This window comes from uncultured Jatrophihabitans sp. (assembly GCF_964251945.1).
GTDB lineage: Bacteria > Actinomycetota > Actinomycetes > Mycobacteriales > Jatrophihabitantaceae > Jatrophihabitans.
In genome coordinates this window covers 612,827-636,960 of record NZ_CAXULP010000001.1, presented here as the reverse complement: position 1 = coordinate 636,960, position 24,134 = coordinate 612,827, and the positions used below count along the sequence as shown (strand labels likewise).

Sequence of the window (24,134 nt, the reverse complement as noted above, 5' to 3'; positions counted from 1 at the left end):
CGACCGAGGCGAGTTCGAGCCGATATGAGAATCGGGATCATCGGCGCGGGGAACATCGGCGGCACGCTCACCCGGAGGCTCTGCGCACTCGGCCACGAGGTGCGCGTGGCGAACTCGCGGGCGCCCGAGACGCTGGCCGAGCTCGCGGCCGAGACGGGGGCGACCGCGGTGTGGGCCGCCGAGGCTGCCCGGGACGCCGACCTGGTGATCGTCAGCATCCCGCAGAAGAACGTCCCCGACCTCGCGCACGGCATCGTCTCGACCGCGAAGCCAGGCGCTGCCGTCATCGAGACCAACAACTACTACCCCCGACAGCGCGACGGGCTTATCGCCGAGATCGAGGACGGCCTGCCGGAAAGCGTGTGGGTGTCGCAGCAGCTGGGCGTCCCGGTGGTGAAGGTGTTCAACGGGATCTTCTGGAAGCGCCTGTTGGAGAACGGCGCGCCGGCCGGTACGCGCGGCCGGATCGCGCTGCCCGTCGCCGGCGCCGACGGACCCGCCAAGCAGGCCGTGTTCGATCTTGTAGACCAACTCGGCTTCGACCCGGTCGACGGCGGCTCGCTGGACGAGTCGTGGCGCCAGCAGCCCGGCACACCGGTGTACGGCAAGGACTACGACGCCGCGCACACCGTCGAAGCGCTCGCCGCGGCCTCGGCGGAACGGCCTGCCAACTTTCGCGCCTGATCACCGGGCTGGCGTGGCCGTTTCCCGCTGACGTCGGACCGCCCAGGCCGCGACGACGAGCAGGCAGACGCCGATCGAGAAGAAGCTCCATTCACCGTGCAGGCCGATGTTGGTCTTGGCGAACACGTGCCGGCCCAGTTGGTCGAACACGGCGGCGACCGCGCCGAGGACGACGGCCGTGGCGATGAACACCGCGGCGCTTAGGGCGAGCCGCGCGCGCCCACGACGTCGCGCGCTCAGGTGGACGGCCAGGGCGATGGCGGTGAGCCACAGCCCGGCGAAGCCAGCCAGGAACAGGATCGAGTCCAGCGGATCGAAGTGTCGATTGAGCACGGCGATGGTCACGGTGTCGATGACGAGCGCGCCGCCGGAGACGAGGGCGAGCGCTGCAGTAGCGCGCAACGCGCGGTCGGCGTGTGGGCGGGTGACGGATTCGGTGGTGGTGGTGGTCATGGGCACCAGCCTGGGTTGCCGGGGCGGTCCGTGTCGTCACGCCCCTGCGCTATTTTCGATCCCCCGTGCGGGGGACGCGAGCCGCGGCCGCGCGCCTTAAGCTGCGTTGCGTGCGGTGGCTGCTTCCGGCGCTGGTGGCCGTCTGCGCCGCGCTCTGGATCGACGCGCTGGCCGGCGGCGGACTCGCCGGCGGCGCGCCGGCGGTGGTCGTCGTCGCGGCGCTGTCCCTTGCGAGCGGCCTGCGCGCGCCGCTGCTGCCGCTCGCCGTCGCGGGAGCGGTCTCAGCAGCGCTGTTGTCGGTCGCTGATCAGGTTCTCGAGCCGACGAGGTTCACGTTGGCCAGCGACGGGGTCTTCTACTCGGTCGTCGTGCTCGCCCCTGCGCTGGTCGGCTGGCTGATCGGCAGCCGCAACCGGCAAGTCGCCGAGTTGCAGGAGCGTCGGCGCGCACTGGAGATCCGGCGGGGCGTCGCGGTGCGCGTGGCGCGCGCCCGGGAACGCGACCGGGTGGAGCGCCGCGTCGACCTGAGCCTCGCCGGACGGCTGCGCCGCGTCGTCCTCGACGCCAGGACCGCCGACGAGCTGGCGGCATCTGAACCCGACCGGGTGCCCGACCGGTTGGCGGCCGTCGAACAAACCGCGCGCGAGGCGCTCGGCGAACTCCGCGAAGTCCTCGGCGTGCTGCACCACGTGCGGTCTCCCCAATCGCGCGAGCCTGGTTCGGTCCCGGTTGCTGTCTCGGCCGATCCCCCGCCCCGACCACGTCGACGGTTTGATCTGATCGATGTCGCGCTCGTCGTCGCCGCCGTGCCCCTCGCCGTCGAGACGGCGCTGCCCGGCCATCACGGCCCGGCGGCGGCGAACGCGGTGCTGTCACTCGCGCAGGGCGGCGCGTTGGTGCTGGTGCGCCGGCGAGAGCTGCCGGGCGTCGTCCTCCTCCTCGCCGCCGCCATTGTCCAGACGGCCTTCCTGTCGCCCTTGCCGCCGACGGTGAGCTGGCTGCTGCCGGGGTTGCTCACGCCTTTCCTCGTCGGTCTCGCGGCCACCCGGCGGATCGCGTGCGTCGGCATCGCCGTCCTGGTCGCGGGCGTCGCGCTGATCACGCTGGCGACGCCCGCGGCGCACCGAGCGCTGGGCGGGTTTGCCCCGGGTCTGGTCATGGGGGTGTTGGCCTGGGCAGGAGGACGTCTCGCGAAGTCCGCCGAAGTGCGGGCGCAGGAGCTGCGCGGCATCGCCGACGAGCTGGACCGCACGCGCGAGGCCGAGGCGCACCTCGCGGCCGCCGAGCAGCGCGCTGAACTCGCCCGCGACCTGCATGACGTCGGCGCCCACGCGTTGACGGTGGTGTGTCTGCAGTCGGGCGCCGCGCGGGCGTGGTGGAGCCGCGATCCCGGGCAGGCTCGAGCCGCTCTGGACGCGGTCGTCGCGGTCGCTAACGGCACGCTCGCCCAGCTCGGCGAGTCGTTGAGCGGCCTGGCCCGCGTGGCCGAGACCTCGCTGGCCGAGACCTCGCTGGCCGAGACCTCGCGGGCGGAGACCCCGCTGGACGGCGCCGCGCTCGACGTGCTGGCCGGGATCGGACGCGTGCTCGGGCTGCGCGTCGATATCGCTGTGACCGGGCAGTCGCGACCGGTGGCCGACGGCGTTGCGCGCGTCGCGTACCGGGTGGTGCAGGAGGCGTTGACCAACGCCGCCCGGTACGCGGGCGGGTCGAGCGTGCAGGTGGTTCTCGACTTCGCCGGCGACCTGCTCGAAGTGCGGATCATCGATAGCGGTCCCGACACGTCGAGCGTGCCGGTCGTCGCGGTCACTGGCTCAGGCTCGGGATTGCGCGGCATGCGCGAGCGCGTCGAGGCGCTGCGCGGCGAGCTGCACGCCGGGCCGTCCGGGCGCGGCTTCGAGATCCTGGCCCGGCTACCGGCGTGACCGAGCCCGCTGGCGTGACCGAGCCTGCCGGCGTGACCGAGCCTGCCGGCGTGACCGAGCCTCCCGAGCTGACCGAGCCGACGACGGTGCTCATCGCGGACGACCAACAGTTGGTGCGCACCGGCCTACAGATGATCATCAACGCCGCAGCCGGACTGCAGGTGATCGGCGAGGCCGTGAACGGCGCGGACGCTGTCGCCGAAGCCGCGCGATTGCGTCCGGACGTCGTGCTCATGGACGTGCAGATGCCCGTCGTCGACGGCATCGAGGCCACCCGGCGCATCCTGGCCGGGCCGATGCCGCGACCGCGCGTCGCCGTGCTCACCACCTTCAGCCAGTCTGAGATCGTGTACGACGCCCTCGTCGCCGGCGCGAGCGGGTTCCTGCTCAAGGACATGCCCAGCGTCCAGCTGATCGGCGCGATCCACGCGGTCGCGCGTGGTGAGCAGCTGCTCGCCCCCGAACTCACCCGCAGGCTGATCGAGCAGTTCGTCGACACCGGCCGGCGAACAGCGGCGCAAGGTCTCGACCGACTGACTCCGCGCGAACTTGAAGTCCTCACCCTCGTCGCCGGCGGGCTGTCCAACGCCGAGATCGCGCGGCATCTGACACTTGGCGTCGAGACAATCAAAACTCATGTCTCGCGCGTGCTCGACAAGCTCGGCGCACGTGACCGCGTGCAGGCCGTCATCGTGGCCTACGAGTCGGGCGTCGTCCGCGTCGCCGACAGCTGACCGGCGACCCGAGTCCTGGACGACAATGCTCAAGCAACCTTCGCGGGCCAGGTGCTTTCTCATCCCAATGGGTGGCGACACCGGCGCCGATGGGCGACGGTGTTGTGGTGACTGATGACTTCGTGCACAGCTCGACCGATTTCGGCCCTGGCCCGGCAGGCCCGGCAATCGACAGATACGTCGGGGATTCCGCGGTGCGCACGGCTTGGGACAAGCGGTATGCCGAGCAAGAACGGCTGTGGAGCGGCCAGCCCAATGGCGCGCTCGTGGCCGAGGTCGCCGGGCTGACGCCTGGACGGGTGCTCGACGTGGGCTGCGGCGAGGGCGCGGACGCCGTCTGGCTGGCTCGCCGAGGCTGGGACGTGACTGCGCTCGAGGTGTCGGGCGTGGCGCTTTCGCGGGCGGCCCGGCACGCGCGCGACGCCGGCGTCGCCGTTCGCTGGGTGCATGCCGAACTGGCGGACGCGGCGCTGCCGCCAGCGTCCTTCGACCTCGTGTCCGCGCAGTACCCGGCGCTGCTGCGCACCGCCGACGCCGCGGCCGAGCGGGCCCTGCTCGCGGCCGTCGCGCCGGGCGGAGTGCTGCTGCTCGTGCACCATGCGGGCATGGACGCCCATCAGCCGCACGACGACGGCTTCGACCCGGCGGACTACGTGTGGCCGGCGATGGTCGCCGCGCTGCTCGACGACGACTGGGACGTCGAGTTGGACGAGCAGCGGCCGCGAACGACACCGGACAGCGGCGCCGGCGCGCACCACGCCGAAGACCTGGTCCTGCGCGCGCGCCGACTGCGTTGAACGCAACCGGCGAGATGATCTCGGCGGAAACACCAACAATCCGATGCCTCGGCCGAGATCATCTCGCCGGACGGGCCGGGCGCTCGACGCACCCGGCCCGCACTCACCCTCCCGGCTGAATCGACCCGTCCCCCGCGGACAGGTCGATGCGGCTCAGCTGCAGCCGCTGGTGCTGCCGCATCCCTCGCACACGAAGCAGCTGCCGGCGGGACGCATCTTCGTGCCGCAGTTCATGCACAGCGGCGCGTCGGCGGAACTGCCCGTCAGCGACTCGAGCAGCTCGGTCGAGCTGCGCACCCCGGACGGCGCCGGCGCAGCGGTCTCGGCCACCACCTCGTCGTCCGTGAGCGACCCCGCCTGCGAGCCCGCAGCCGGCGTTATCGGCGCCGACTGCGCGAGCGACTCCAGGTCGAGATCGCCCTGCTGCTCCTCCATTGGCGAGTACGACCCGGTCTCGAGCTGGCGGGTCCGCTCGGCAGCGGTGTAGATGCCGAGCGCGGCACGTTCGTCGAACGACAACGAGTCCAGCGCCAGCCGACGGAAGATGTAGTCCATCACCGACTGCGCCATCCGGATGTCCGGGTCGTCGGTCAGGCCGGCGGGCTCGAAGCGCATGTTGGTGAACTTCTGGACGTAGGTCTCCAACGGCACGCCATGCTGCAGCGCGATCGAGATCGCGATCGAGAAGGCGTCCATCACGCCGGCCAGCGTCGAGCCCTGCTTGCCCAGCTTGAGAAACACCTCGCCCAGGCCGTCGTCCGGATAGGAGCCGGCGGTCATGTAGCCCTCGGCGCCGCCCACCGAGAACGACGTGGTGCGCGACGGCCGCGACTTCGGCAGCCGCTTGCGCACCGGTCTGTGCTCGACGACGGTGACTGGCGCAGGCGCCGCTGAAGATTCGGCCTGCTCGTCCTTCTTGGCCTCCTTGCCCGCGGACAGCGGCTGGCCGACCTTGCAGTTGTCGCGGTACACGGCCAACGCCTTGAGACCGAGCTTCCAGCCTTGGAAGTACACGTCCTCGATGTCCTCGATGGTGGCCGTCTCAGGCAGATTCACCGTCTTGGAGATGGCGCCGGACAGGAACGGCTGGACCGCCGCCATCATCCGCACGTGGCCCATCGGCTTGATGGTGCGGTTGCCCATCGCGCAGTCGAACACCTCGTAGTGCTCTTGACGCAGGCCCGGCGCGTCGATGACGTGCCCGTGCTCGGCGATGTACTCGACGATCGCCTCGACCTGCTCTTCCTGGTACCCGAGCGCACGCAGCGCTCGCGGCACCGTCTGATTGACGATCTGCATCGAGCCGCCGCCGACGAGCTTCTTGAACTTGACCAACGCGAGGTCGGGCTCCACGCCGGTCGTGTCGCAGTCCATCATCAAGCCGATTGTTCCGGTCGGCGCGAGAACCGACGCTTGCGCGTTGCGCCAGCCGTTCACCTCGCCGATCTTGTTGCCCTTCGCCCACTCCTCGGTGGCGACGGCCAGCACCGAGCGGTCGGAGTCCTCCGACCAGCGCACGGTGTCGTTGGCGGCGGCGTGCTTGCGCATGACCCGCGCGTGCGCCTTGGCGTTTCGCGCGAAGCCCTCGTACGGGCCGACGACACCGGCGAGCTCGGCCGAGCGGCGATACGCGACGCCGGTCATCAACGACGTGATCGCCGCCGCCATCGCGCGGCCGCCGTCGGAGTCGTAGGCGAGACCCGACGCCATCAGCAGCGCGCCGAGATTGGCGAAGCCGATGCCGAGCTGGCGGTAGGCTCGGGTGTTCACGCCGATGGCCTCGGTCGGGAAGTCGGCGAAGCAGATCGAGATGTCCATCGCGGTGATGATCAGCTCGACAGCCTTCACGAACTTCGCCGAGTCGAAGCTGTTCTTGGGACCAAGGAACTTCAGCAGGTTCAGCGACGCCAGGTTGCACGAGGTGTTGTCCAGGCTCATGTACTCCGAGCAGTTCGCCACGACGACGCCAGACACGATGTAAGAGTGGTTGCGCGGCTCGGTGAGGTTGTACGTGGTCTCGAAACCGACGCTGCGGCGTGAGGCGAGGCGGGTCGACTCGTCGACGTCGTAGAAGCTGTGCTCCTGGAGCAACGTGTCCAGCCGTGCGATCTTCTCCGCGTGATCGAACCCGATCAACGCAGCGTAGGTGGCGATATGCCGTCCACTGATGCGCAGGTCAAAGCTCGGACCGTCGCTGGCGTAGGACGTGGTCGAGCCATCGACCCGCTGATAAGTGAACGACTGCTGCTTGACACCCGTGCGGTAGATCCGGGCCCGAATGCCGAGGCTTGCCAACAACTGCTGCACCCCGACAAGCAACTCCTCGGATCGGCTGCCCAAACCGACGTAGCGAGTGCCCTTCTCGACCTGGTTGACGGCGCACCCATCGGCGTCGAACAACCCACGCAGGAAAGCGACGAGAGCACCTTCAGGCGCCTCGAACACTGCGTCCGGAACTGACTTGGCCGCCGAACGCTGGGAACTCACGCCGAGGCCGGCAAGCAGCTCGCGAAGTTGGGTATGCATCGCTCGCAGCTGAACGGTGCCGTTGGCTTGACGGCTCGGTCTGCGGGTCACGCCAGTCAGCTTCGCGAGCACCTCGGCGTGCCGGGACATGATGTCGCCCTGCTCGCTGAGCGATCCGTAAACGGTGGTCGCGCCATCGGCAGTCAGGCAACCGTCACCGACCAACCACCCGAGGTAATGCGCGAAATCGGCGTCCCACTTCTCGAGCAACGGAATGGCCCGGCCACTCGCCGCACGGGCACGAGCGAGGGCGGCTGCCGGCAATTGCTCACCGGCCATGGTCCGCGCCGCGTACTGAAACGAACGAACGACCCGATCGTCGTCTTCGAGGTGCTCGGCGCGCACCCATCCGCGGTTCGCCGTCCACACCCGGTGGTTTGGCGTGCAGCGCAGACGCGAGCCGTCGGTGAAGCGCAGCTCCAGGATCTCCTTCGTCCCTGTGACCATGTACCGCGTAGGCGCAGTGCTTATGACTCGGTCGAACGGCTCGTCCTCGGAGGTGACGTCGTTGGTGTAGACGTCGAAGACCTCGCCTTCGACCGCGCGCCCCACAAGGTCGCCGATGCGAATCAGTCCCTTGTCGGTAACGACCCGCTGATCCGCCGGAAAGCAAGGGTTCGACGCGGTGATCCGGCCCGTCTCCGGGTTGGTGTGCCAGTCGTTGATCGTGTCGTCGTACTGGATGCCTGGGTCGGCGCACTCCCACGCCGCCTTCGCCACCTTGCGGAACAGCTCCTTCGCGCCGACCGACTCGATCACCTCGCCGGTGCTGCGCGCCCGCAGGCCGAACTGGGCGTCCTCGTCGACGGCGCGCATGAACTCGTCGGTGACTCGCACCGAGTTGTTGGCGTTCTGGTACTGAACCGACGTGATGTCCGAACCGCCAAGGTCCATGTCGAACCCGGCGTCGCGCAGGACACGGATCTTGTCCTCTTCGCGGGCCTTGGTGGACACGAACTCCTCGATGTCGGGGTGGTCGATGTCGAGCACGACCATCTTGGCCGCACGCCGGGTGGCGCCGCCGGACTTGATGGTGCCGGCGGAGGCGTCGGCGCCGCGCATGAAGCTGACCGGTCCGGAGGCGGTGCCGCCGGAGGAGAGCAGCTCCTTCGACGACCGGATCCGCGACAGGTTCAGCCCCGCGCCCGAGCCGCCCTTGAAGATCAAGCCCTCTTCCCGATACCAGTTCAGGATCGAGTCCATCGTGTCGTCGACGGCAAGGATGAAGCACGCGCTCACCTGCTGAGGCGAGGTGGTGCCGACGTTGAACCACACCGGCGAGTTGAAGCTGAACACCTGGTGCAGCAGCATCCAGGTCAGCTCGTGCTCGAACACCTCGGCGTCCGCGCCGGAGGCGAAGTAGCCGTGCTCCTCCCCTGCCGCCCGGTACTTCGTGACGACGCGGCCGATCAGCTGGCGCAGCGACCACTCGCGCACATCGGTGCCGACCGCGCCGCGGAAGTACTTGGTGGTAACGATGTTCGCCGCGTTGACCGACCAGAAGTCCGGGAACTCGACGCCGCGCTGCTCGAAGTTGATCGAGCCGTCGCGCCAGTTCGTCATCACGACGTCCCGGCGCTCCCAGGTCACCTCGTCGTAGGGGTGGACACCCGGGGTCGTGTAGACGCGCTCGACCTGCAGGCCGTCGGCCCGGAACAGGCTGTCCGGCTGAGCGCCCTTGCGCGCCTTGAACCGCGAGCGGGCGCCGTTGGGCGCCTGGGCGGACTCGGGGGACGCGGATTCGGATGATGAAGAGACGTCGGCCTCGGTCATGAGCGGAGAGTTCCTTCCTGCGGCGGTTCTGCCGGAGTTGCTTCGGGGGCGAAGTGATTTTGGGGCGATGTGAGTGGGTGCTGCGGTACTGCGAAGGTCGGTGGCGGCGCGTATGTCGTTGTTCGAGTCGGAACCCAGCGCACGCGGCGAGCCTGAGCGGCGGCTAGGGGGCCTGCGAGCGGTGTTCGGCCCGCAGGTCGACGATCGCCTTCTCGAAGTCCTCGATCGAGCTGAACGCCTGATAGACCGACGCGAAGCGCAGGTAGGCGACCTCGTCGAGCGCGCGCAGCGGCCCGAGGATGGCCAGGCCGACCTCGTCGCTCGGCACCTCCGCGGCGCCAGTGGCGCGCACGGCGTCCTCGACCGCCTGCGCGAGCTTGGCCAGCTGGTCTTCGTCCACCGGCCGGCCCTGGCACGCCCGCCGCACGCCGCTGACCACCTTCGCGCGGCTGAACGGCTCGGTGACCCCGCTGCGCTTGATGACCGCGAGCGTCGCCTCTTCGACGGTGGTGAACCGGCGGCCGCATTCGGGGCACGCGCGCCGGCGGCGGATGACCTGGCCCTCGTCCTGCTCGCGGGAGTCGACGACGCGGGAATCGGCGAATCGGCAGTAAGGACAGCGCACCGACGACTCCTTTCGACTCTCGTGCTGTGGACGGTCCTGTCGACAACCTGGGGACCGCGGTGTGGACCAGACCGCCCGACTGTGGACGACCAAACCCAACTTGTGGACGAACAACACCAGTGTAACTACTAGATGTAGGGGTGAACGTAGAGGCGCGCACATATTTCCGCAAGCGCGGCGCGCGGCGCGGCGCGGCGCGGCGAAAACGCTGTTTACGGAACCCGCAGCGCCTGGCCGGGCACGAGGTCGACGTTCGCCAGGTGGTTCGCCTTCTCCAGGTCTGCCACTTCCGCGCGCGGATCGCGCTGCGGCGCGACGCGGGAGGCGATCGACCACAGCGTGTCGCCGGACTGCACGACCACCCGGTGCACCGCCGGCGACGGGGCCGCGGCGCCGTCGCCGGCTGCCGAGCGCGCCGCAAGCCACAGCACCGCCGCGCCGGCGGCCAGCACCAGCGCCGCGATCACCACGACGCCGCGCCGGGTCAGCCGAAGCGGCGCAGCCAGGTCCGGCGCGCTCGGCCGATGCAGGACGGCGATCGACCCCCGCCCGGCCGGAGCAGGCAGCCCGACCGGGGCCGGCCGCCCCGCCGGAACGCCCCGCCCCGACGGCGCGAGGTCGGGCACGGCGCGCAGCCGCGGCGCGCGGGCGGGTTCCGCGCGCGGCGCCGCGAACGAATCTGCGAACTCGGTGCTGAACTCCGTGGCGACGGACATGACATCCTCCTACTGATCGAACATCCATTCGAACGAACACTTGAGCGAATGTCTACCAGCGGGGTCTGACAAAAACCACCGCGTCGCGAAACATCGGCGACGACGCGACATCCGCGGCGTGTCGTTCGAACAGATGTTTGAGTTCGCGCGGTGTCGGCGTTACCGTCATTGCGTTCGAAACACCTGGTCGCCGGCGAGAGGAATGGCAGTGCCGAAGGACTCCACGAGCAAGAGCGCGGCAGGCACGGCCGCGTCGTCGAGCGGGCGGCCGCCGAAGTCGGCGCGCGCCGACAATGCCCCCGACACAGCCGCCGAGCGGTCCGATGCGCCCGGCGTCGAACGGCGCGGGCCCGGCCGGCCGAAGGTCACCGAGATGCCCGACCCGGTCACCGGTCTCACCCGCCGGCAGCAGGCGATCCTCGACGTCATTCGCGAGTCAGTCGAAACTCGCGGCTACCCGCCGAGCATCCGCGAGATCTGCGAGGCCGCGGGGCTGGCGTCCACCTCGAGCGTCGCCCATCAGCTGGCGATGCTCGAGCGCAAGGGCTTCCTGCGCCGTGACCCCAACCGACCCCGAGCCGTGGATGTGCGCGCCGGCGAGACTGGCGCCGGCCGGGGCAAGGCAGCGCGGCGCGCAGTGGCTCTCACCAACAACGCCCCGCGCGGGGAAAAGCCGGTGTTCGTGCCCGTGGTTGGCCGGATCGCCGCCGGCGGCCCCATTCTCGCCGAGCAGATGGTCGAGGACTTCTTTCCGCTGCCGCGAGCGCTCGTCGGCGACGGCACGCTGTTCCTGCTCAAGGTCAGCGGCGACTCGATGATCGACGCGGCGATCGCCGACGGCGACTGGGTCGTCGTCCGGCAGCAGCCGACGGCGGACAACGGCGAGATCGTGGCCGCGATGATCGACGGCGAAGCGACGGTGAAGACTTTGCAGCGTCGGGACAGCCACGTCTGGCTGATGCCGCACAACCCGGCCTACTCCCCCATCGACGGCGACGAAGCAACCGTCCTGGGCAAGGTCGTGACGGTGCTGCGCCGCATTTGAGCGTTGGCGCGGCCAGCTCAGCGATCGTCGATCACTGTGGACAGTCGTCTCAGCGCGGCTCGGGTGGCGGGTCATCGAGGTCTTCGAGGGGACGTTGCAGCCGGGCGACGTCGTGCCACCGGCCGTGCTTGTAGCCGACGCCGCGGTAAACGCCGACAGGTTCAAAGCCGACCGCCCGGTGCAGGCCCTCGCTGGCCGGGTTCGGTAGCGTCATGCCGGCGATCGCGGTTCGGTACCCACGCTGGGCCAGCCGCTCGAACAGCGCCTCGTAGAGGGCTCGACCCGCGCCGGCCCGACGCCGGTTCAGGTCCACGTACACGCTCACCTCGCATGACCAGCGATATGCCGCGCGCTCCTTGTAGGGGCCGGCGTAGGCATACCCATTCACAACGCCGTCGGCATCGAGCACCAGCCACGCGTGCGTGCGTTGGGCGGCCGCGATGCGCTGCGCCAGCTGACTCGGTGTGGGCGGCTCGAGTTCAAAGCTAATGGCCGTCTCGGCGACGTAGGGGGCGTAGATAGCGGCGCAAGCCTCGGCGTCAGCGACGACGGCGTCGCGGACGACGCCACCGGCAATCACGACGATGCCGGCAAACCAGGAGCCGACCGGCGACCGGTCAGCGGTCGGTATCCGTCGCCGTCGAGGCCGACGCGCCGGGTTGCGGGCGCGGGCGCGGCGCCTCGTTGCGGACGACCTCAGCGCGCGGCAACTCGCGCACCCGCGGCGCAGGAGCCTCGGCCGGGACATCGCCGCCGGCCGGCTTGTCCTTCGCCGCGGCCCGGGCCTTGTCGTCCTCGCTCATGCCCTTGATCTCGGTCTTGAAGATGCGCAACGAACGGCCGAGGGAGCGCGAGGCGTCCGGCAGCTTCTTGTATCCGAACAGCGCGATCACCACGATCGCGAGAATGACCCAGTGCCAGGGAGCGTCCCAACCACCCATCGCTCGGTTCTCCTATCGCCGCCGCCAACGCCTGCCGCAAAACAGTGTTGGCCCCAGGCTACGCCAGGGCCCGGTGCGGGCGGGTGCGAGCAGCTGGCTGCTCAGCCAACGCCGGCGTCGGTGAACGGCCGCAGCGCCTCGGCCAGCGCGGCGTCCACCCGGGCGTGCAGCAACGTCCCGGCGCCGGTGTGCTCGGTCTGCAGCACCTCGGCCCGCTCGTGCGCCTGCGCCACCAGGTCGCCGCGGTCGTAGGGCACGAGCGCGGTGACCTCAATGTCCCCTCGCGGCAGCCGCTGGTCGATCCGCGCGCGCAGCTCGGCCAGGCCGCGGCCGGTGTGCGCGGAGACGAAAAGCCCGTCCGGCGCCAACGCTCGCAGTCGCAGCATCGTCTCCGGCGTCGCCTTGTCGATCTTGTTGAAAACCAGCTGCTCGGGCACGCCGAGCGCGTCGATCTCGGCCAGCACCTCGCGCACCGCGCGGATCTGCGACTCGGGATCGGCGTCGGAGGCGTCCACGACGTGCAAGATCAGATCGGCGTCGCCGACCTCCTCCAGGGTGGAGCGGAACGCCTCGATGAGCTGTGTCGGCAGGTGCCGGACGAACCCGACGGTGTCGGCGAGGGTGTACAGCCGGCCGTCGCCGGTCTCGGCGCGCCGGACGGTCGGGTCGAGGGTCGCGAACAGGGCGTTCTCGACGAGGACGCCGGCGTCGGTCAGCCGGTTGAGCAGCGAGGACTTGCCGGCGTTGGTGTAGCCGGCGAGCGCCACAGCCGGCACCTCGCGCAGGGTCCGCCGCGAGCGCTTGACGTCGCGGGCGGTCTTCATGCCGGCGAGCTCGCGGCGCAGCTTCGCCATTCGCGAGTTGATTCGCCGGCGGTCGATCTCGATCTTCGTCTCGCCCGGACCGCGGCCGCCGATGCCCAGACCCCCGGCCGCCCGGCCGCCGACCTGCCGGGACAGCGACTCGCCCCAGCCGCGCAGCCGCGGCAACAGGTACTGCATCTGCGCCAGCTCGACCTGCGCCTTGCCCTCCTTGCTGCGGGCGTGCTGGGCGAAGATGTCGAGAATCAGCGCGGTGCGGTCGACCACCTTCACCTTGGTGACGTTCTCCAGCTGGCGCAGCTGGCCGGGCGCCAGCTCGCCGTCGCAGATGACCGTGTCCGCGCCATGCGTCAGCACGATGTCGCGCAGCTCCTTGGCCTTGCCGGAACCGATGTAGGTGGCCGGGTCGGGTTTGGGGCGACGCTGGATCACCCCGTCCAGCACGACCGAGCCCGCGGTCTCGGCGAGCCGGCCGAGCTCGACCAGCGAGTTCTCCGCCTCGGTCAGCGTGCCGGACGTCCAGACGCCGACCAGCACGACGCGCTCGAGGCGCAGCTGCCGGTACTCGACCTCGGTGACGTCGACGAGTTCGGTCGACAGCCCGGCCACTCGGCGCAGGGCCTGACGGTCGGCGAGGTCGGCGGAATCGAAGTACTCGGACTCATGGGTGTCGGTCATCGAATCCATCGTGACACGCGCCGCAGAGACGATTACGGCGCCATTGCCGAAAGCGGCAGCGGCTCAGCCGACGGCGATCTCGGCGTGCGTCGGCTCGGCGTGCGTCGGCGCAGCCAGTCGTCGTCCACCTCGAGGTCGGCGACGAGCACGGCTGGACCGATCAGCTCGACTTCGCCGTCCGGGTGCCAGACCACCTCGCAGACGCCGCCGGGGACCTCGACGCGCCAGGGACGACCGTCGGCGCCGACGCCATCAGTCGCGGCGGTGGCGACGGCGGCAGCGCAGATGCCGGTGCCGCAGCTGCGCGTTTCGCCCACCCCGCGCTCGTGGACGCGCATCTGGATGGCGCGCGGACCGGTGCGGACGACGAATTCGACGTTCTGTCCCGTGGGCCGCGGCGGCTCGACGACCGGGGCGCGGGTGAGGTCGAGCGCGGCGAGCGTCGCGAGGTCGGGCAGCGGCACGACGACGTGTGGGTTCGGCATGAGCACGACGGCGCCGCGCCCCGGGGAGTGGGGCGCGGCGGTGGCGATCGGCCGGTCGGCAAGGATCCGGGGCACACCCATAGCAACCGAAAAGTCTCCGGCTCCGAGGGCGCGCACGCGTCGGGTCCCGCCGCGAGTCGCCACCGCCGCATACTGTTCAACGAGGCCCGCGCGAGAAAGATATGCGTAGAACACCCGAATTCCGTTGCCGCACATCTCGGCGACGCTGCCGTCGGCGTTGCGGTAGTCCATGAAGAACTCGGCGTCGGCGGCGAACTCCTTGCCGTCCGGGTCGTTCTCGCACCGAACGACCCGCAACACGCCGTCCGCGCCGAGCCCGGCGTGCCGGTCGCACAGCGCGCGGACGAGCTCGTCGGTGAGCCGCACCGCGCCGTCGAGGTCGGGCAGCACGAGGAAGTCGTTCTCCGTCCCGTGCCCCTTCACCAACTTCATCCGCTCAGGGTAGCCAGCGCGGCCGACTCGAGGTCTGCACGCGCGGCGTCGAGCCACTGGATCCGCGGGTCTCGGCGGAACCAGGACCGCTGCCGGCGCGCGAAACGGCGGGTCGCGCGGACGGTCTGCTCGACCGCCTCGTCGAGGTCGCCGACCACCTGCCCGTCGTCGTCGAGGCAGCCGAGCAGCTGGGCGTAGCCGAGCGCCTTGCCGGCGGTGGGGCTCGCCCGCAGCCCGTGGGGCAGCAGACCGCGGATCTCGTCCAGCAGGCCGGACCGCATCATCCGCGTGACGCGTTGCTCGACGCGCTCGTCCAGATCGGCGCGGTCCAAGCCCACCTGAACCAGGTCGTAGATCGAGTCGAAGCCGGGCATCCGGGCGGTGAACGGCGCGCCGGTGAGCTCGATGACCTCCAGCGCGCGGACGATGCGCCGGCCGTTGCTCGCCAGGATGGCCGCGGCGGCGAGCGGGTCGCGCTCGGCCAGCCGGTCGTGCAGCGGCTGCGGGCCGTGCTCGTCGAGTTCGCGGTAGAGCCGAGCGCGGATCTGCGGCGACTCGCCGGGGAACTCGAGGCGGTCGAGCGCGCCGCGCAAATACAACCCGGAGCCGCCGACGAGGATCGGCAGCCGGCCGCGCTCGTGGATCGCGGCGATCGCGAGCCGGGCCAGCGCCTGGTACTCCGCGACCGCGGCCGATTTCGCAATCGGCCAGATGTCGAGCAAGTGGTGCTCGATCCCGCCGCGCTCGGCGGGCGGCAGCTTCGCGGTGCCGATGTCCATGCCGCGATACAGCTGCATCGAATCGGCGTTGACGATCTGGCCGTCCAATCGCTTTGCCAGCGCCACCGCGAGCTCGGACTTGCCGGTCGCCGTCGGCCCGACCACGGCCAGCACGCCGTCAGCCGCGGTGATCACGTCGCGAGGTTAGACGCTTGTGGGCCGCGCCCGACCAATCGTGTCTAATGCAGCGATGGGCTCGGACTGGGGGCGGATCGACGAGGACGGGACGGTCTACGTCACGACAGCCGACGGCGAGCGGGTCATCGGCTCCTGGCAGGCCGGCGACGCCGAGGCGGGCCTGCGCTTCTACACCGTCCGCTACGACGACCTGGCCGCCGAGGTGAAGCTGCTCGAGCGCCGGTTGGAGTCCGGCGCGGGCGACCCGGCCAGCACCCGAAACCAGGCGAACTCGATCAAGGAGCGGCTCGCCACCGTCGCGGTCATCGGCGATCTCAGCGCGCTCGAAACCCGACTGGACGCGCTGCTCGGCGCCGCCGAGGCGAAGGCCGGCGAGGCGGCGGCCGCCCGCGAACAAGCGCGCGCCGAGGCCATTGCGGCCAAGGAGGGGCTCGTCGCCGAAGCCGAGAAGATCGCCGAAGCCGGCACGTCGTGGAAGGTCTCCGGCGACCGGCTACGGGCGATCGTCGACGAGTGGAAGCTGATCAAGGGCGTCGACCGCAAGACCGACGACGCGATGTGGAAGCGGTTCGCCGCAGCCCGCGACGCTTTTGGCCGGCGCCGAGGGCAGCATTTCGCCCAGCTGGACACGGAGCGGGACGGCGCGAAGCAGGCCAAAGAGCGGCTGATCGCGCGGGCCGAAGAGCTGTCGAAGTCGTCCGACTGGAAAGAGACCGCAACGGCGATGCGCGACCTGATGGCCGAGTGGAAGGCCGCCGGCCGGGCGGCCCGCGACGTCGAGGACGCGCTGTGGACGAGGTTCCGGGCGGCGCAGGACGCGTTCTTCGCCCGGCGCTCGGAGGTGTTCAGCTCGCGCGACGCCGAGCAGGTGACGAATCAGAAGAAAAAGGAAGACCTCATCGCCCGCGCGGAGCGGCTTGATCTGCGCGACCCCAAGGCCGCGCAGTCGGCGCTGCGCGAGCTGCAGGGCGAGTTCGACGAGATCGGCCACGTGCCACGCGACTCGATGCGCCGCCTCGACGACCAGATGCGCGCCGCCGAGCAGCGGGTGCGCGACGCGGTCGACGCGGGTTGGCGCCAGGCCAGCGCGGCGTCGAATCCGTTCCTGGCCGCGCTGCAGGACCGGCTGCGGGAGGCCGAGGCGAAGCTTGACCGGGCGAGGGCGAGCGGCGACGCCGCGCGGATCGCCAAGGCCGAGGCCGAGGTCGCCCAGCGCAAGGCCCTGTTGCCGGACTGATTTCTCAACTTGTCCGCGCTTCGGGGGCCTCTGGGCCGCCGACGCGAGGACAAGGCTGGCAGGGGGCGGATCAGGGCGTCGGCGCGCGGCCGATCGTGAGCAGCGGCTTCGATCCGGCGGCGGAGCGCGTCGCAATCGGCAATGTGGCCGGCGCCGTGGCCGGCCCGGCGCCGCGCCAGGGGCGGTTGACGCGCACGCCGGCGTCGGCCACGAGGTGGTGCGGCGCGGCGTGCGTCACCCGGGCGGTCACCAGGTCGCCGGGGCCGGCCTCGGGCGCGGCGACATGCACGAGCCGGCCGTCGCGCGCCCGGCCGGAGACCCGGCCGGTCGAGCCGTCCTTGCGGCCGTCGCCCGTGCTGACCAGCACCTCGACCTCGCGGCCGACGAGCTGCTTGGCCTCGGCCCAGGAGACCTCTTCCTGCAGCGCGATCAGCCGCTCGTAGCGCTCCTGCACGACGGCCTTCGGCACCTGGCCGGGCAGGTCCGCGGCCGGCGTGCCTGGCCGCTTCGAGTACTGGAACGTGAAGGCGCTGGCGAACCGGGCGGCGCGCACGGCGTCCAGCGTCTGCCCGAAATCGGCGTCCGTCTCGCCGGGGAAGCCGACGATGATGTCGGTGGTGATCGCGGCGACCGGGATGGCGGCACGAACCTGGTCGATGATCGCCAGGTAGCGCTGACGCCGGTACGAGCGGCGCATCGCCTTGAGCACCGCGTCCGAGCCGGACTGCATCGGCATGTGCAGGTGCGGCATGACGTTCGGCGTCTGCGCCATCGCGGCGATGACGTCCTCGGTGAAATCGCGCGGATGCGGGCTGGTGAAGCGCACCCGCGCGAGACCGTCGATCTCACCGCACGCGCGCAGCAGCTTGCCGAAGGCCAGCCGGTCGCCGAAGGACCGGCCGTAGGAGTTGACGTTCTGCCCGAGCAGCGTCACCTCGACCACGCCGGAGTCGACAAGCGCGCGGATCTCGGCCAGCACGTCGCCGGGCCGGCGGTCGATCTGCTCGCCGCGCAGGCTCGGCACGATGCAGAACGAGCAGGTGTTGTCGCAGCCGACCGCGATCGACACCCAGGCGCTGTGCGCGGACTCGCGCCGGCTCGGCAGGTCGGACGGGAAGTTCTGCAGCGCGTCGACGATCTCGACCTGGGCCGCGCGGTTGTGCCGGGCACGTTCCAGCAGCACCGGCAGCGCCGCCAGGTTGTGCGTGCCGAACACGACGTCCACCCACGGCGCCTTCTCGATCACCCGGCCGCGGTCCTTCTGCGCGAGGCAGCCGCCGACCGCGATCTGCATGTCGGGGTTGGCGGCCCTGGCCGGGTAGAGGTGTCCGAGGTTGCCGTAGAGCCGGTTGTCCGCGTTCTCGCGGACCGCGCAGGTGTTGAAGACGACGAGGTCGGCCGGCGCGCCGCCGCGGTCGGCGGCTCGCTCGTAGCCCGCCCGCTCCAGCAAACCGGCCAGCCGCTCGGAGTCGTGCACGTTCATCTGGCACCCGTAGGTGCGGATCTCGTAGGTGCGGCTCATGACGGCTCGAGGATACGTGCCGCGCGAGCGCCGTCAGCGAAACGTGGTCAGGCCGCAGGACCCCGGCCGGCCGGTGGCCAGGCCGCGCCGGATGGCGGCGACGCGTTGCGCGGGCGTCCCGTGGGTCGCCACCTCGGTGCCGCTGCCGAGCGCCGTCAGCAGGCGTTCGGCGGTGGCGAGGAACGTCCCCGCGCTGAAGCCCCGATGTTCGCGGACGGCGTGGAAGGCCCAGACGCCGGAAAGGCAGTCGGCCTGCTGCTCCACGTAGCGGGTCTGCGCCGCGGTCGGCTCGGCGTGCTCTATCTGCGGCTGGCGCAGCCGGTACTGCAGCACGTGGCCGATCTCGTGCGCCTGCACCGACGCGAACGCGTACATCCGCTGGCCGGCCGGGACGTCTCGGGCGATGGCCGCCAGCATGCCCTTGTTCAGGTAGAGCGAGAGGTCGCTGCGACAGGTGAACGCCGGCGCGGCCGCCAGCCCGGGCCGGCAGGGCACCGGCACGGTGGCGGGCCGGGCCGCGATGCGCACCGGCTCACTGACCGATGTGCTCAGCTCTGCGGTCCAGAAGGCGGCCAGCGCGTCTCGCAGACAGGCGGTCAGCGCGGCCGTCTGCGTCTGCCCGGGGCACAGCGGGGCGCCTGCGGCCGGGGTCCTCGTGCCCGCGGCAGCCGTGGCCGCCGCTGCGCTGTCGCTGTGTTTGGGGGCGCTGGCGCTCGTCGTGCAGCCGGCGAGCAGCGCCGCGGCGACGACGGTCAACGCCGCAGCGACGACTGGCATCGCCCGGCCGCGGCGGCTCAGTGCGCGATCTCGGTGCTGCGCGACTCGCGGACGACGGTGACCCGGATCTGGCCGGGATACGTGAGCTCGTCCTCGATCTGCTTGGCGATCTCGCGGGCCAGCACCGACGACGCGAGATCGTCGACGGTACTGGGCTCGACCATCACCCGGACCTCGCGGCCGGACTGCATCGCGAACACCTTGTCGACTCCCGGCCGGGAACTCGCGATTTCCTCGATCCGAGAGAGACGTTTGACGTAGGACTCCACCGACTCACGACGCGCGCCCGGCCGGGCGGCCGAGCAGGTGTCCGACGCCTGCGTCAGGACAGCCTCGATCGTGCGCGGCTGGACCTCGTTGTGATGCGCCTCGACTGCGTGCGCCACGGCCTCGTCCTCGCCGTACTTGCGCAACAGCTCGGCGCCGACGATCGCGTGGCTGCCCTCGACCTCGTGGGTGAGTGCCTTGCCGATGTCGTGCAGGAAGGCGCTGCGCTTGACGAGGGTCGGCTCGACGCCCAGTTCGGCGGCCATCACACCGGCGATGTGCGCGGTCTCGACCAAGTGGGCAAGCACGTTCTGGCCGTAGCTGGTGCGGTAACGCAACCGGCCGAGCGTCGGCATGAGCCGCTCGTCGATCGCCCCGACCCCGACGTCGGCGATCGCGTCGCGCGCTGCGCGCAGGCACAGCTCGTCGACCTCGGCGACGCTCTGCTCATACGCCTCTTCGATGCGGTGCGGATGGATGCGTCCATCGGTCACCAGCTTGTCGAGGGTAAGCCGGCCGATCTCGCGGCGCACCGGGTCGAAGCAGGACAGCAGCACCGCTTCCGGCGTGTCATCGATGAGCACGTTGACGCCGGTCACCGCCTCGAAGGCGCGGATGTTGCGCCCCTCCCGGCCGATGATCCGGCCCTTCATGTCGTCGGCCGGCAAGTGCAGCACGCTGACAACCGTCTCGGTCGTCTGGGCGCTCGCCACGCGCTGCACGGCGTCGGCGACGATCGCTCGGGCGCGGCCGGTGCCTTCGGCGCGGGCGTCGTTCTCGATGGTGCGGACGAGGACGGCGGCATCACGGCGGGCGTTGGCTTCGACGCCGGCCAGCAGCTCCGCCTTCGCCTGCTCGACGGAGAGCCCGGCGACGCGCTCGAGTTCGCGCTGATGCTCGACGCGCGCGCGGTCGAGGGCGGCAAGCTCTCCCTGGATCTGGCGGGTGCGGTCGTCCAGGTCCGTCTTGCTGGCGGCGAGGTCGCTGGCCAGCGCGGACAGCTCGGCCGCGCGGGCGGACATCCGGTTGTCGCGCGCGTCCAAGCGCGCCTCAGCCTCGTCGAGCCGGGCGACCCTGGCGAGGTGCGCGGCCTGCTGGCGCGCCAATTCCTCGGTGAGCTTGGCGACCTGGTCCTCACCGGCGCGCTGGGCTGCCGCGAGGATCGTCTCGGCCTGCGCACGGGCGCGGGCCAGGCTGGCCTCGACATCGGCTCGGGCGGCGTCGGCGGTGGTCCGGGCGGCTGCGCGGGCGGCGGCGGCTTCGGCCTCGGCGGCGCGGCGCACCCCGTCGGCCTCGGTCTTCGCCGCGGCGCGGACAGCGGCAGCTTCGGCTAACGCGGCACTACGACGCTGATCGGCGTCGGCGTCTCTGTTGTCTGACTCCGCTGCTATTGTCGCACCAGCCGCGTGCTTCGACGGCGTCGAGCGTCGGGCATATGCTCCGACGAAGAGTAGACCGAGTATGAAGATCGCACCGACTGCGGCGTACCAGACCCCGTGCACAGTGCCTCCTGACGTCGATGCGCGCGAACCAGCGCGAACCAGAAGGCAATGAACACGATCGAGGTGCAGTGACTCGGCCGCGATGTCGCGGTCGATGTTAGTTCTCCAGAGCAAAAGCGGTGCGATCAGCGCACCGTGTGTGGCGGTTCTCCTCTCAAGCTCGGACCGGGATATCAACCTCGGACGCAGCCGGGGGGCGCGTCAAGTGCTCACATGCATTCTGGTGTTTATCGACAGTATGAACGCCAGACGCACAACGCAAGGGGACGAGCCGACGCCTCGGTGCGATTGGGGCGACGGCAGGCGGCCGCCATCCCGTGTTGCCGACGGCTGGAGCGTCTCGCCAAACCAGCCGAGCGACCTCCCGTCAGAGGTCGTCGGCTGGCAGTTCGAGCTCGTCGCGCGGGTCCGCAGCCGGCTCGGCCCGACTCGACAGCGCCTGCCGGACCACCTCGTAAGCGAGCGACGACGGATAGCCCTTGCGGGCGAGCAGGCCGACCAGCCTCCGTTGCTGGACAGGGGTCGGTAATCCGGCGAGCGCGACGAGCTTGCGGTCGACGAGCTGCTCGGCGCGCCTGCGTTCGCTCTCGGCGTCGATGCCGGCCAGGCCCCGGTCGATGGCGTCGGCGTCGAGGCCGCGCTGGCGGAGTTTCGCGGCCACCGCGCGGCGAGCCAGGCCACGCTCTCGGTGCTGGGCGCCTGCCAGTGTCTGGGCCAATTCGAGATCGTCGATCAGACCGACCTCGGTGAACCGGTCGAGCACCCGAGCGGCGGACTCGGCCGGCACACCGCGTCGCTCGAGGGCGCCCGCCAACTCAGCCCGGCTCCGCGCCCGCTGGGTAAGCAGGCGCAGGCAGATCGCACGCGCCACCGACTCCGGATCGCCGAGCGGCTGCTCGGGATCGCCAGGCACCTCGGGGCCGTCGCGCTGCACGTCCGGGTCGGCGCCGCGCGCGTCGCGGGAGTCGGCCGGGCGTGCGCCGTACTCACCGGCGGCGAGCGCCGCCCGGAGTGCGCGGGGCACGTCAGAAGTCGACCGGCGCCGGCAGCGGCTCGATCGGCGCGCCGGCCTCGTCCAGCCGTGGGCCGATGCCGAGCTTCTCCTTGATCCGCTTCTCGATCTCGTCGGCGAGGTCGGGGTTGTCACGCAGGAAGGTGCGCACGTTCTCCTTGCCCTGCCCGAGCTGGTCCGACTCGTAGGTGTACCAAGCGCCGGACTTGCGGATCAGCCCTTGCTCGACGCCGACGTCGATGAGCGAGCCTTCACGGCTGATGCCCTCGCCGTAGACGATGTCGAACTCCGCCTGCTTGAAGGGCGGCGCGACCTTGTTCTTCACGACCTTGACGCGGGTGCGGTTGCCGACCGCTTCGGTGCCGTCCTTCAGCGTCTCGATGCGCCGCACGTCAAGCCGAATCGAGGCGTAGAACTTCAGCGCCTTGCCGCCGGTCGTGGTCTCCGGGCTGTTGTGCACCATCACCCCGTCGACCAGGTAGTTGTGGTTGCCTTCAACCTCGATGTCGAAGCGGTGCATCGACCTGGTGCGCGGCTTGACGTGGATATCGAGAATTCTCGCCGGCACCGGCCGCTCGACGGCATCCACCCAGTCCGGCTGAACCGTGCACCGCCCACGAAGGCCGGGCAGCAGCTTGTAGTCCATCGAGGGGTGGATATAAGGGGCAACCAGGTCAAGGAAACGTCGGGAAGATTCAGTCGAGAACTGAAGGACCGCTCCCTGTCGCGCCCCGGCCCGCCTGATCTTGACATCCAACCCGTGGGTGTCTTGTAGATACTCGGCAACCCGCTGCTGTGATCCCTCGGTAAAAGCTTCAACACAGATCTCGACTTGCCCGCTGCCGCCTTGTGCACGAGTCTGCAGACCCTTCGAACGGACCGTGAGCGTGCCGTCGTCCATGAACCAGATGGCCAGCGCAAGCGGAGTTAGCGCTTTCAGATAGTCCCAACTCACCGTCTTCTTGCCATCGCCGAGGTAAACCGCCCGCTGAAGCTCATCCAACTCCGGGAGCGGGGTGAAATCGGCGAATACCGCACCTCGCGCGTCTGTCCGGCGGCTGCATGTGATGTTGTCGAGCAGCGACACCTTCCAGTCAAGGTATTCGTGCTGCTTGGCGCCGTGGCTCAGCCGGAATCGGACGCCGTTGCGGCCCTTCCGGTTCGGCGAGAGGTTGCCATCGCCGAGCAGCGAGCCGAGGACGACCTGCCACTGCTGCGCGCTGAGGCGGTGCGTCTCGGTGGCCATCACTCGCTCGCCTGCCATTAGCTCGCCAGCTGGTCGCCAGCCGCCCGGCGTGCGGATGAGGTGGTTCGCAGTGGCCGCGAATTGCGCGCGGCCGTTCCCGCCCGACTTCTCCACCGTGAATTGCAGGAAGTGATCGGCAATTCCGTTGTCGAACCAATTGACGATCTTGCGCGGCACCATCGAGTCTGATTCCGGGTCGTAGGACAGCACCTCGACGTCCAGCTTGTTGTCGACGATCTTTCCGATCTTCTCCGTGGAGCCGTCCGCCAGGACGATTCTCGTGTCGAATGAGAAGCAGCCGAACATGACGCCAATTTTTTCGCGGAGCTGGTTGATGAAGATCGCGGTCGTGCCGGAGTTGCTGAGCGCGCCGGTGATCTTGCGTAGCGCCTGGCTCATCAATCGGGCCTGCAGGCCGACGTGGCTGTCGCCCATCTCGCCCTCGATCTCGGCGCGTGGCACGAGCGCGGCAACCGAGTCGATCACGATCACATCGAGGGCGCCGGAGCGGATCAGCATGTCCGCGATCTCGAGCGCCTGCTCGCCGGTGTCCGGCTGGCTGACGAGCAGCGAGTCGGTGTCGACGCCGAGGGCGTGGGCGTAGTCGGGGTCCAAAGCGTGCTCGGCGTCGATGAACGCCGCCACTCCCCCGGCGGCCTGCGCGTTGGCCACCGCATGTAAAGCCACCGTTGTCTTTCCCGACGACTCCGGTCCGTATATCTCGATCACCCGGCCGCGCGGCAGGCCGCCGATGCCGAGCGCCACGTCGAGCGCGATCGAGCCGGTGGGGATGACCTCCATCGGCACGGCGGTGCGGTCGCCCAGGCGCATGACCGAGCCCTTCCCGTGTTGCTTGTCGATCTGCGCCAGGGCGACCTCGAGGGCTTTTTCCCGGTCGAAGCTGGTGGAACTGGAGGCCATGACAGGCACCTTTCGGATCGCGCTGGTGGAACGGATGAGCTGACAGGTTCGACGCTAGGGACTGGCTCTGACAAAAC

20 protein-coding genes and 1 pseudogene are annotated in these 24,134 nt (G+C 70.3%); 6 read left to right on the top strand and 15 right to left on the bottom strand.

The window, feature by feature from the left end; translation table 11 throughout:
• The first annotated feature begins 24 nt into the window (after positions 1-24).
• The gene (locus ACFFBG_RS02910; protein WP_375475412.1) at positions 25-684 is read left to right on the top strand and encodes an NADPH-dependent F420 reductase; all 660 of its coding nucleotides are present in this window, start codon (positions 25-27) and stop codon (positions 682-684) included.
• On the opposite strand, the gene ACFFBG_RS02905 is transcribed toward ACFFBG_RS02910, so the two are convergent.
• The gene (locus ACFFBG_RS02905; protein ID WP_375475410.1) at positions 685-1,137 is read right to left on the bottom strand and encodes a hypothetical protein; all 453 of its coding nucleotides are present in this window, start codon (positions 1,135-1,137) and stop codon (positions 685-687) included.
• A 110-nt stretch (positions 1,138-1,247) separates the two neighbouring features.
• Here ACFFBG_RS02905 and ACFFBG_RS02900 point away from each other — a divergent pair, with 110 nt between their 5' ends.
• From ACFFBG_RS02900 to ACFFBG_RS02890, 3 genes are all read left to right on the top strand, one after another.
• Entirely contained in the window at positions 1,248-3,062 is a 1,815-nt protein-coding gene (locus ACFFBG_RS02900) for a histidine kinase (protein ID WP_375475408.1), read from the top strand.
• A 68-nt stretch (positions 3,063-3,130) separates the two neighbouring features.
• The gene (locus tag ACFFBG_RS02895; RefSeq protein WP_375476229.1) at positions 3,131-3,796 is read left to right on the top strand and encodes a response regulator; all 666 of its coding nucleotides are present in this window, start codon (positions 3,131-3,133) and stop codon (positions 3,794-3,796) included.
• A gap of 89 nt (positions 3,797-3,885) precedes the next feature.
• Positions 3,886-4,593: a class I SAM-dependent methyltransferase gene (locus ACFFBG_RS02890; protein WP_375475406.1), complete on the top strand. Its 708-nt coding sequence runs from the start codon at positions 3,886-3,888 to the stop codon at positions 4,591-4,593.
• Between the two features lie 153 nt (positions 4,594-4,746).
• On the opposite strand, the gene ACFFBG_RS02885 is transcribed toward ACFFBG_RS02890, so the two are convergent.
• From ACFFBG_RS02885 to ACFFBG_RS02870, 4 genes and pseudogenes are all read right to left on the bottom strand, one after another.
• Positions 4,747-8,322 carry a vitamin B12-dependent ribonucleotide reductase gene (locus ACFFBG_RS02885; RefSeq protein ID WP_375476227.1) on the bottom strand — a complete coding sequence of 1,192 codons (3,576 nt, stop codon included), beginning with the start codon at positions 8,320-8,322 and terminating at the stop codon, positions 4,747-4,749.
• 105 nt (positions 8,323-8,427) lie between these two features.
• A pseudogene (locus ACFFBG_RS02880) lies at positions 8,428-8,682 on the bottom strand (hypothetical protein); the annotation flags it as partial.
• 373 nt (positions 8,683-9,055) lie between these two features.
• On the bottom strand, positions 9,056-9,517 hold the full coding sequence (gene nrdR, locus ACFFBG_RS02875) for a transcriptional regulator NrdR (RefSeq protein WP_375475404.1): 462 nt from the start codon (positions 9,515-9,517) through the stop codon (positions 9,056-9,058).
• Between the two features lie 212 nt (positions 9,518-9,729).
• Complete coding sequence (locus ACFFBG_RS02870; RefSeq protein ID WP_375475402.1) at positions 9,730-10,233, bottom strand: LysM peptidoglycan-binding domain-containing protein; 504 nt, start codon at positions 10,231-10,233, stop codon at positions 9,730-9,732.
• A gap of 373 nt (positions 10,234-10,606) precedes the next feature.
• Here ACFFBG_RS02870 and lexA point away from each other — a divergent pair, with 373 nt between their 5' ends.
• Positions 10,607-11,278 carry a transcriptional repressor LexA gene (gene lexA / locus ACFFBG_RS02865; RefSeq protein ID WP_375476225.1) on the top strand — a complete coding sequence of 224 codons (672 nt, stop codon included), beginning with the start codon at positions 10,607-10,609 and terminating at the stop codon, positions 11,276-11,278.
• 49 nt (positions 11,279-11,327) lie between these two features.
• Here the strand turns inward: lexA and ACFFBG_RS02860 are convergent, their stop codons facing one another.
• The 5 genes from ACFFBG_RS02860 to miaA form a co-directional block, all read right to left on the bottom strand.
• Positions 11,328-11,855: a GNAT family N-acetyltransferase gene (locus tag ACFFBG_RS02860; RefSeq protein WP_375476223.1), complete on the bottom strand. Its 528-nt coding sequence runs from the start codon at positions 11,853-11,855 to the stop codon at positions 11,328-11,330.
• 40 nt (positions 11,856-11,895) lie between these two features.
• Positions 11,896-12,219, bottom strand: coding sequence for a Sec-independent protein translocase subunit TatA (gene tatA / locus ACFFBG_RS02855; protein WP_375475400.1), 324 nt, complete (start codon positions 12,217-12,219; stop codon positions 11,896-11,898).
• Positions 12,220-12,320: 101 nt separating this feature from the next.
• On the bottom strand, positions 12,321-13,718 hold the full coding sequence (gene hflX, locus ACFFBG_RS02850; RefSeq protein ID WP_375475398.1) for a GTPase HflX: 1,398 nt from the start codon (positions 13,716-13,718) through the stop codon (positions 12,321-12,323).
• Positions 13,719-13,750: 32 nt separating this feature from the next.
• Positions 13,751-14,656 (bottom strand): diaminopimelate epimerase, encoded by a 906-nt coding sequence (gene dapF / locus ACFFBG_RS02845; RefSeq protein ID WP_375475396.1) that lies wholly within the window; start codon positions 14,654-14,656, stop codon positions 13,751-13,753.
• On the bottom strand, positions 14,653-15,570 hold the full coding sequence (gene miaA / locus ACFFBG_RS02840; protein ID WP_375475394.1) for a tRNA (adenosine(37)-N6)-dimethylallyltransferase MiaA: 918 nt from the start codon (positions 15,568-15,570) through the stop codon (positions 14,653-14,655). The genes dapF and miaA overlap by 4 nt, the downstream gene beginning before the upstream one ends.
• Before the next feature lie 55 nt (positions 15,571-15,625).
• Between miaA and ACFFBG_RS02835 the strand changes: the two genes are divergently transcribed.
• A complete protein-coding gene (locus ACFFBG_RS02835) occupies positions 15,626-16,810 on the top strand; it encodes a DUF349 domain-containing protein (protein WP_375475392.1) in 1,185 nt (394 codons plus the stop codon).
• 70 nt (positions 16,811-16,880) lie between these two features.
• Here the strand turns inward: ACFFBG_RS02835 and miaB are convergent, their stop codons facing one another.
• From miaB to recA, 5 genes are all read right to left on the bottom strand, one after another.
• Entirely contained in the window at positions 16,881-18,332 is a 1,452-nt protein-coding gene (miaB, locus tag ACFFBG_RS02830; RefSeq protein WP_375475390.1) for a tRNA (N6-isopentenyl adenosine(37)-C2)-methylthiotransferase MiaB, read from the bottom strand.
• 33 nt (positions 18,333-18,365) lie between these two features.
• Entirely contained in the window at positions 18,366-19,109 is a 744-nt protein-coding gene (locus ACFFBG_RS02825) for a neutral zinc metallopeptidase (RefSeq protein ID WP_375475388.1), read from the bottom strand.
• A 17-nt stretch (positions 19,110-19,126) separates the two neighbouring features.
• Positions 19,127-20,878 carry a ribonuclease Y gene (rny, locus tag ACFFBG_RS02820; RefSeq protein ID WP_375475386.1) on the bottom strand — a complete coding sequence of 584 codons (1,752 nt, stop codon included), beginning with the start codon at positions 20,876-20,878 and terminating at the stop codon, positions 19,127-19,129.
• A gap of 367 nt (positions 20,879-21,245) precedes the next feature.
• Positions 21,246-21,902: a regulatory protein RecX gene (locus ACFFBG_RS02815; protein WP_375475384.1), complete on the bottom strand. Its 657-nt coding sequence runs from the start codon at positions 21,900-21,902 to the stop codon at positions 21,246-21,248.
• A 1-nt stretch (position 21,903) separates the two neighbouring features.
• Positions 21,904-24,057, bottom strand: a complete 2,154-nt coding sequence (gene recA / locus ACFFBG_RS02810; RefSeq protein ID WP_375475382.1) for an intein-containing recombinase RecA — start codon at positions 24,055-24,057, stop codon at positions 21,904-21,906.
• Between the last annotated feature and the right edge of the window lie 77 nt (positions 24,058-24,134).